This window comes from Prosthecobacter sp., assembly GCF_049294395.1.
Classification (GTDB): Bacteria; Verrucomicrobiota; Verrucomicrobiia; order Verrucomicrobiales; family Verrucomicrobiaceae; genus Prosthecobacter.
Genome location: NZ_JBAQCR010000146.1, coordinates 1 through 8,477 on the forward strand (window position 1 = coordinate 1; position 8,477 = coordinate 8,477).

General features: G+C 62.2%; 6 protein-coding genes. 3 read left to right on the top strand and 3 right to left on the bottom strand.

Annotation, left to right across the window (positions count from 1 at the left end):
* The coding region (locus WAW39_RS09535) for a cadherin-like beta sandwich domain-containing protein (RefSeq protein ID WP_422318149.1) at positions 1-4,044 on the top strand (4,044 nt) is incomplete at its 5' end.
* A gap of 45 nt (positions 4,045-4,089) precedes the next feature.
* On the opposite strand, the gene WAW39_RS09540 is transcribed toward WAW39_RS09535, so the two are convergent.
* Complete coding sequence (locus WAW39_RS09540; RefSeq protein WP_422318151.1) at positions 4,090-5,427, bottom strand: hypothetical protein; 1,338 nt, start codon at positions 5,425-5,427, stop codon at positions 4,090-4,092.
* 6 nt (positions 5,428-5,433) lie between these two features.
* Complete coding sequence (locus WAW39_RS09545; protein ID WP_422318153.1) at positions 5,434-6,423, bottom strand: permease; 990 nt, start codon at positions 6,421-6,423, stop codon at positions 5,434-5,436.
* Between the two features lie 262 nt (positions 6,424-6,685).
* Here WAW39_RS09545 and WAW39_RS09550 point away from each other — a divergent pair, with 262 nt between their 5' ends.
* Positions 6,686-6,913, top strand: coding sequence for a hypothetical protein (locus WAW39_RS09550; RefSeq protein WP_422318155.1), 228 nt, complete (start codon positions 6,686-6,688; stop codon positions 6,911-6,913).
* Between the two features lie 323 nt (positions 6,914-7,236).
* Positions 7,237-8,022, top strand: a complete 786-nt coding sequence (locus WAW39_RS09555; protein WP_422318157.1) for an SDR family oxidoreductase — start codon at positions 7,237-7,239, stop codon at positions 8,020-8,022.
* A gap of 143 nt (positions 8,023-8,165) precedes the next feature.
* Here the strand turns inward: WAW39_RS09555 and WAW39_RS09560 are convergent.
* Positions 8,166-8,477 (bottom strand): substrate-binding domain-containing protein (locus WAW39_RS09560; RefSeq protein WP_422318159.1); only part of this gene is annotated, 312 nt, incomplete at its 5' end.

The window sequence follows — 8,477 nt, forward strand, 5'->3', positions numbered from 1 at the left end:
ACCTACAATTTCGTGGCCAACTACTATGGCGGCACAGGCAACGATCTGGTGCTGCAATGGGCCGGCAATCGCGCCCTGGCCTGGGGCTACAATGGCGATGGCGAACTGGGGGACGGCACCACGACCCAGCGCAACACCGCCGTGTCCGTGACCGCCACCGGTGTGCTGGCCGGCAAAACGATCCTGTCCCTCGCGATGGGTGCCAAACACAGCCTGGCACTCTGCTCTGACGGCACGCTTGCAGCATGGGGGGCCAATACCAGCGGCCAGCTCGGCGACAACACCACGACGGATCGCCTTGCACCGGTGATGGTAAACAACAGCATCGGGATCTCGGCGCTCTACGGGAAAACGGTCATCGCCATCGCGGCAGGGCAGAGCCACAGTCTGGCGCTGTGTTCGGATGGGACCGTGGTGGCATGGGGTGAGAACCTTTATTATCAGCTCGGAGACACCACCACCACGCAGCGCAACGCCCCGGCGCAGGTGAACCGTAGCAGCGGCATTTCAGCCCTGTTTGGCAAAACAGTGGTGGCCGTGGCTGCAGGAGCGCGCCACAATCTGGCGCTATGCTCTGACGGCAGCGTGGCTGCCTGGGGGGCAAACACCAGCGGCCAGCTCGGCGACAACACGACCTCACCGCGAAGTGCCGCCGTTGCAGTGAATGCGGCCAGCGGCCTCTCTGCTCTGAATGGCAGGAGTGTGGTGGCCGTGGCGGCAGGCGGGCTGCACAGTCTGGCCCTCTGCACCGATGGAGCCGTGATGGCCTGGGGCAATGACATCAACGGTGAACTCGGCGACGACAACGCCGCCCAGTTTTACACGAACTCTCCGGTGGCTGTGGCGGTGATGGCCAGCTCAGGATCCGCACTTTTCGGAAAATCCGTCGTGTCCATCATGGCAGGCTACGCCCATAGCATGGCGCAGTGTTCGGATGGCAGTCTGGTCGCCTGGGGCAGCAATGCCTTTGGTCAGCTCGGCGACACCACCACGAACAACGGCTACGTGCCCGTAACGGTGAGCACAGCCAGTGGAGTCTCCGCATTGAATGGCAAAACAGTGTCTGCCATCTCGGCGGGTGCGCGTCACAGCATGGCTCAATGCACGGACGGCACTCTGACCGCCTGGGGCTTGGACACCAGCGGCCAGCTTGGCAACAACAGCACCACCGGCAGCAGTGCCCCCGTGGCGGTGAGTACAAGTCCGCTGACAGCGGGAGAAGTTTTCGTACGTGCTGCCGGCGGCCCCTATGCACTGCACACCTTGGCCCTGACCGCCGCTCCGCTGCCGATACCCACGGCGCTGACCCTTGCCGCCACCGCCATCGGCACCACCAGCGCAACACTGAACGGGACCCTCAATGCCAGTGGCGTCTCCACCGCAGCCTCCTTTGACCTCGGCACTACCACGGCCTACGGCCTCAGCCTTGCTGCTGCCCCCGGCACCATCACCGGCAGCAGCAATACCCCGGTCTCAACGCTGTTGACCGGACTGAGCCCGGGCGTCACCTACCACTTCCGCGCCAAAGCAGTCAATGGCGCAGGCACCATCAACGGCGCAGATCTGACCTTCACCACGCTCAACAACGACGCCACCCTCAGCGGCCTTTCTGCGAGCAGCGGCACGTTGGCTCCAGCATTCACCAGCAGCGGGAACAATTACACAACAGCCGTGTCCTCCGACACGACGAGCATCACCGTCACTCCGACCGCCACGGACAGCAATGCCTCCCTCAGAGTCAACGGCACCCCATTGACTTCAGGCAGCCCCAGCAGCCCCATCTCCCTCTCCTACGGCGAAAACACCATCAGCGTGCTCGTCACTGCGACGGACACCGTTTCGACCTGGACCTACACTCTCACGGTCACCCGTCCCTCTCCTCCGACGTGGCCGATAGCTTTTGCCTCAGCCAGCGACGTACCGATGACCGCCAACGGCTATTCCGCGATCGGTGCGGTGAATGTCTCCCTCAACTACGCTCCCGCACCAGGCACGACCCTGACTGTGGTCAACAACACCAGCCTCGGCTTCATCAGCGGTACCTTCAGCAATCTTACACAGGGCCAGCTCGTCAATCTCACCTACAATGGCGTGACCTACCCCTTCGTAGCCAGCTACTACGGCGGCACCGGCAATGACCTCGTGCTCATCTGGGCTTACAGCCGCCTCATGGCCTGGGGCAACAATGGCGTCGGCCAGATCGGCGACGGCACCACCACCCACCGCAGATTTCCAGTGGCGGTGCCCACCGCTGGTGCCGCGTTGGACGGACTCACGCCGCTGGGACTCACAGCCGGTGCGGGGCACAGCCTGGCGTTGTGCTCAGACGGCAGCCTTTTCGCCTGGGGCTTCAACAGCGAAGGCCAGCTCGGCAACAACTCCCTGACCGACACTACCGTCCCCGGCATGGTCTCGACCATCGGCACCCCGCTGCAAGGGAAGGTGGTAGTGGCAGTCTCCGCCGGTGCCGTCCACAACCTCGCCCTGTGCTCAGACGGCACCCTGGTCGGCTGGGGAAACAACGGCGACGGCCAGCTGGCCAATCCCATCGAAAGTCACAGCATGCTGCCCGTGGACGTAGTGACCGCAGGCACGCCTCTGGCGGGCAGGTCCGTGGCGGCCATTGGCGCTGGAAACTTCCACAGCCTCGTGCTCTGCACCGACGGCACGCTCGTTGCCTGGGGGCGCAACGACAGTGGCGAGCTCGGCAATCAGACCACCACCGCACGCAGCCGGGTGCCAGTGGCCGTCACCACCGCAGGGACGCCGCTCGCTGGCAGAAGCGTGGTGTCTATCGCTGCCGGCGGCTACCACAACATCGCCCTTTGCGACGACGGCACCATCGTTACCTGGGGCAGCAATGAGAACGGCCAGCTCGGCAACAACTCCCTGACCAACAGCAACGTACCCGTGGCCGTTACCACCGTCGGCACTGTCCTAGCTGGAAAAACCGTCGTGGCAGTGGACGCCGGGTACTGCCACTGCCTCGCTCTCTGCTCCGACGGCACGCTCGTCGCCTGGGGCAGCAACGAATACGGCCAGCTCGGCATCGGCGGCACCACCAACAGCAAAGTCCCCGTGGCCGTGAACACCAGCATCGTGCTGGCTGGCAAAACAATCGCCTCAATGAACGCAGGAGGCCCTTTCAGCATGGTCCGCTGCAGCGACGGCACCGTGGCCGCCTGGGGCTACAACGCCGATGGCGAGCTCGGCAGCAACAGCACCGTCAACAGCAGCCTTCCCGTGGCGGTGGGTTCCGGCAGAAACTTCATGCGCGTGGTTGCCGGTCCAAATGCCTACCACAGCTTCGGCCTCGTGGCCACCTCCTCGGCTGCCGAGACGCTGCCCAGCAGCGACGCCACTCTCAGCGGTCTGGCTGTGAGCACTGGCGCGCTGAACACGCCGTTTAACAGCAGCACGTCCTCCTATCTGGTAGTGCTGGACAGCACCGTCACCTCCATCACCATCACTCCCACGGTCAACGAGAGCCATGCTTCCATCACCGTCAATGGTCAGGCCGTGGCCTCCGGCACCGCTACCAGCGCCATCCCTCTTGTGCCTGGAGTGGGAGGCAACCCCATCCAGGTGACAGTGACCGCCCAGGACGGCTATTCACAGGCGCAGTACTTCGTGTTTGTCGCCTGCCTGAGCAAAGTGGAGCAGTGGCGGCTGCAGGCCTTCGGCGCTCCATTCGATAGCGGCCCTGCCGCAGACACCGCCGACGCCGACAACGACGGCATCTGCAACCTGCTTGAGTTTGCTCTCAATCTCAGTCCCGCCACGGCCAGCAAACTGCCCGTGAGTTCTGCCATCAACGGCGGCAACTACGAGTACACCTACACCCGCAGCACCGCCGCCGCGAATGCAGGCACCACCTTCACCGTGGAATGGAACGCCACGCTCTCCGCAGCCTCGTGGAGCAGCAGCGGCGTCACGCAAACCGTGCTCAGTGATGACGGCACGACGCAGCAGGTCAAAGCCGTCCTCCCCATGAATGGGGCCAGCACGATGTTTGTGCATCTCTCCGTGACCGCTCCGCCGTGACGCGGAGAAGCGGGCCGGACGAAAGGTTAATCTTGAGCGGAAGGCTCAGTAAATCATCGCATTATCCGGCGCGGTGGTCTCTTCCACCTTGGTGGCCTCGATGATCGGGACGGTCTGCGTCCCTTCCTTTTTATAACCCATTTTGCCGACGACTTTGACCCAGGTCATGTCCTTGAAATCAGGGGCCTTCTTGCCGAAATCGACCGGCACGGAGTAGGGGCGGGCATCCGCAGCGCAGCACTGCACCAGCATGCGGAAAATGCGCAGGCGATGGCCGTCAGCATTGTTCACTTTCTCCGGCAGGATCTGTGCCACGGTCTCGACCATCTGTCCGGTCAGCACCTTCTGCACTTCCACATCCCCACCGGTGTAGTACAGCTCAGGCACTTCGAGGATGAAGTTGCCCTCCTTGCTCTGCGGCACCTGCTTCTTGAGATCTTCGAGCGTGAAGGTGCCGTAGCTCTTGGATGCCTGCGCTGGCGGCGGGATGTTCTTCGGCGGCGTCTTGGTTTCTGCGGCGGCGGCAGAGGCTGCGGCGACTCCGGGCGGCGGCGTGTTGACGGGCTTGGTGGGGGCTCCAGCCGCTCCAAGAGTCTGTGGACTGACCATGGCGGGAGGCTGATCGGCCACCTTCTCCGTGGTGACTTTCGCCGTCGTGGCGGCGGCAACCGGCTGCCCGGCGTTCTTGGTCTTCTTTTGCAGCGAGAACTGCTCCGCACGCGAGGTGTCCGTGTAATTCGGGTCGTACAGCCCCTTGTTAACGATCGCGTTCGCACTGTAGCGGTCCGGCGTGGCAAGCGCAGCCCAGGAGAGCGGCGCGGCAAGAATAAGCAGCACCGCAATCCGGCCCGGCCAGGAGCTCTCATCCAGGATGCCGTGTGCATGCCCTTCATGGCTGTGGCCATGGTGGTGCCCGTGATCATGCCCGCAGCAGCCCTCTTTCTTCGCATGATCGTGCGAGTGGTCATGGCCGCAGTCTTTGTGATCATGATCGTGTCCGCAGGTGCCATGCTCATGGGCGTGCTCATGATCATGATCATGGCCGCAGGCGCCGTGTTTGTGGTCGTGGCTATGATCATGTCCGCAGCCTTCGCCATGCTTGTGCGCGTGGTCGTGACCGCAATCCTTGTGATCGTGATCATGGTCGTCATGCGAGTGGTCATGCCCTTCGCATCCCGCGTCCTCAGCTCCCATCGTCAGCAAGTTGAAGAGACCCAGCACAGCCAGGCCGATGCCGGACACCAGCACCATCGGACGGAAGATGCCATCCGGCGGCAGGTAATTGATCAGACGACCGCTGATGTAGAAATACAGCAGCACACCGGCCCACAGCAGGAGCATGGCGACACTGAGAAGATGAACGAGGGTGCGGGTTCCACTCATGGCAGTTTAGGGTTTGATGTAGAGATGTTGAATCAGGTTCATCCACGGCCCCGAAAGCAGACCGATGAGGATGAAGAGACCGATCAGAAGAGATACGACCACCTTGCGCTGGAAGACGCTGGAGTACATGAACAGCAGCTTGATGTCCATCATCGGGCCGAAGACCAGGAAGGCCAGCTTGGCCGCCATGGAGAAGGCCGTCATTGGCGCGGCAATGAAGGCGTCCGAGGTGCTGCAAAGGGAAAGCACGATAGCCAGTCCCATGAGGGAAGGGACGGCCAGCCAGTCATTGCCAGCCACGGTGTTCAGCAGCCCCTGATTGATCTGCGTATTGAACACCGACGTGATGGCCACGCCGATGGCGAAGTACATCGCCGTGTCCAGAAAGTCGCGCATGGAGCTGCGCATGGCGTGCACCAGCTTGCCATTGAAGTTGGCAGCCGGAGCGTGCACATGGCCGTGATCGTCTTCAGCCGCTGCATTCGCAATCTTGTTGGCAATGCTCGCCCGCAGCACCTGGCCCGGCTTGAAGCGCAGCACCACCAGTCCCACGATCACCGCCACGAGGTAGCCCAGCGACAAACGCGCGATCGTCATCGTCGCATTGCCCGCCGTGGCCCAGCTCAAGCCCTGAAACTCCTTGAACGCCGTCAGCGTGCTGATCGCCACGATGGGGTTCATGATTGGGGCGGAAAGCATGTACGTCACCGCGCAGGAAAGCGGCAGCCCCTTCTGCACCAGTCGCCTGATCACCGGCACCACCGCGCACTCGCACACCGGAAACACCAGCCCCAGAAAGCCCGCGATCAGCGTCGCCAGCACCTTGCTCTTCGGCAGCACCCGGTCCAGCAGCTTGGCCGGCAGGAAGGCGTCGATGATCCCTGAAAAGACCGTGCCGATGAGAATGTAGGGGGCGCCTTCGAAGACAATGCTCAGGAAGGCCATGAGGATGTCCCCCATGCGGCTGGGTGCGGGCAGATCGGCGAGAAAAATCATGTGGTTGGAGAGAAGACTTCTAAACGCGCCGAAATGGCGGGTTCAAGCGAGAAAGAACGGGGGATTGGCGGAATGTCGAACGACGAATGCAGGATGAAGAGGCAGAATTGTGACAGTCTTGGAGCGGCGGGCGAGTTCACGACACCGCTCCGCACTGTGCTTGCCTTGCGCATCCATGGGCGGGATTTGCGATGGCCTATGAGGACAGGGAAGCTGTGCGTTCATGGAGTAACGCGCACCAACTCCAACTCGACTCCCATCCATGAAATCGCTTCTTGCTCCTTTGCTGCTCAGTCTGGCCATGACCGCCACCGTGTTCGCCGCCTGGCCCATCAATGACGAATGCCCGGTGGACCATAAGCCGGCGCGTCCCATTTATCGAGTGAAGACAGACGAGGGCTTTGTCGCTTTTTGCTGCACGGAATGCATGCAGAAGTTTGCCAAATCTCCCGGCTCCTACCCGGTGAAGAAGAAGGAAGTGGCAAAGTGATGCTTCGGCATCGGCGCTGACACAGAATAAAAAGCACGGGATCTGCCGCGATCCCGTGCCAGTTCGCCGTCTGCATGCGACTCTGGACGTAGGTTGGGCGTGTTTGGCGGGCAGGACACTCTTCATCACAACAAACCCTCCTTCGCCAAACCGCCCGACTGCGAGGACGCACCCATGCCCCAGCGTTTACAGCACGCCGCTTTACAAGCAGGCGGCCTCCACCCTCCACCTCAAAATCACCCAAGCCTCGCTGATCTGGCTCAGACAACAGACCAGCGACATACCCTTGAGCCCGATGACATGCGCTGGCCTTGTTGCCACCCATGTACTCTCCTCATCCGTTTGATCTCAATGAACGCAGCATCTGGGTCTTTGGCGGCGCTGGTTATCTCGGCGCAGCCGTCATCACACAACTCGCCGAAATGCAGGCCCGCGTTCTATGCGTGGATCTGGCAGACCGCGCCGCAGACATGGTCAAAACATCCGGCCTGCAGGCTCAAGTGAGCGCCGCCTCCCTCAACGCCGCCGATACCGCCGCTGTTGAAGCCTTCATTCAAGAGCAGATCGCCTTGCATGGCGTGCCACACGGCCTCGTGGTGATGACCTATGCCTCAACCGCCAAACGCTTTGAGGATCTCACCGCCGAAGATTTTGACATGGCAAACCACGGCAACCTCACCGCCACCTTCGCACTCGCACGCGCCGTCGGTCAGCACATGGCGGAGCAGGGCAGGGGCAGCATGGTTCTTTTCTCCAGCATGTATGGCAGCGTCTCGCCAGATCCTTCAGTGTATGCCGCGCCCATGAATCCGAACCCCATCGAGTACGGTGTCGGCAAGGCGGGCATCCAGCAGATGGCGCGCTATCTGGCCGTGCACTGGGGCAGGCAGGGCGTACGCTGCAACAGCATCTCGCCCGGCCCGTTCCCCAATCCCACAATCCAGTTTCAACAGCCCGAATTCGTCGAACGCCTCGCACAAAAAATCCCCCTTGGCCGCGTCGGCCAGGCACCCGAGATCGCCGGTGCCGTGACCTTCCTCCTCAGCGACGCCTCCTCCTTCATCACCGGCCAAAACCTCGCCGTGGACGGCGGCTGGACGTCATGGTGAAACCCGAAAGTACTCACGATCTTTAACTCGTTCTGGAAGCGCGCCCCCTCTCAGAATGAGCTGAAGCTCAAGAGTGCTATATTGAAACCCTCCCATTCCACCACGCTGGCGTCGTTCCGCATTCGTCATTCGTCATTGCCCCTTCACAGCGTCTCACCCCGGATCAGCTTGGGCATCAGCCGCATCGCCTTCGGAGGCAGTGAGCCGGACTCCGCGAGCTGCCGTGCGGCCTTGCACACACTGCGGGCAAACTGCCCGGTGTTCGCCGCATAGCGCGTGATGGGCGGCACCGTGTGCTGGAGAAACGTTTCGTCATCGCGTGAGATCACCGCCACGTCCTGCGGCACGCGTTTGCCACGCTGCGTGAGAAACATCATCACCGTGAGCACATGCATCGCCCGCGCCACCACATACGCCGTGGGTGGCCGGGCCGAGCGCAGCGCCTTGTCCAGCAG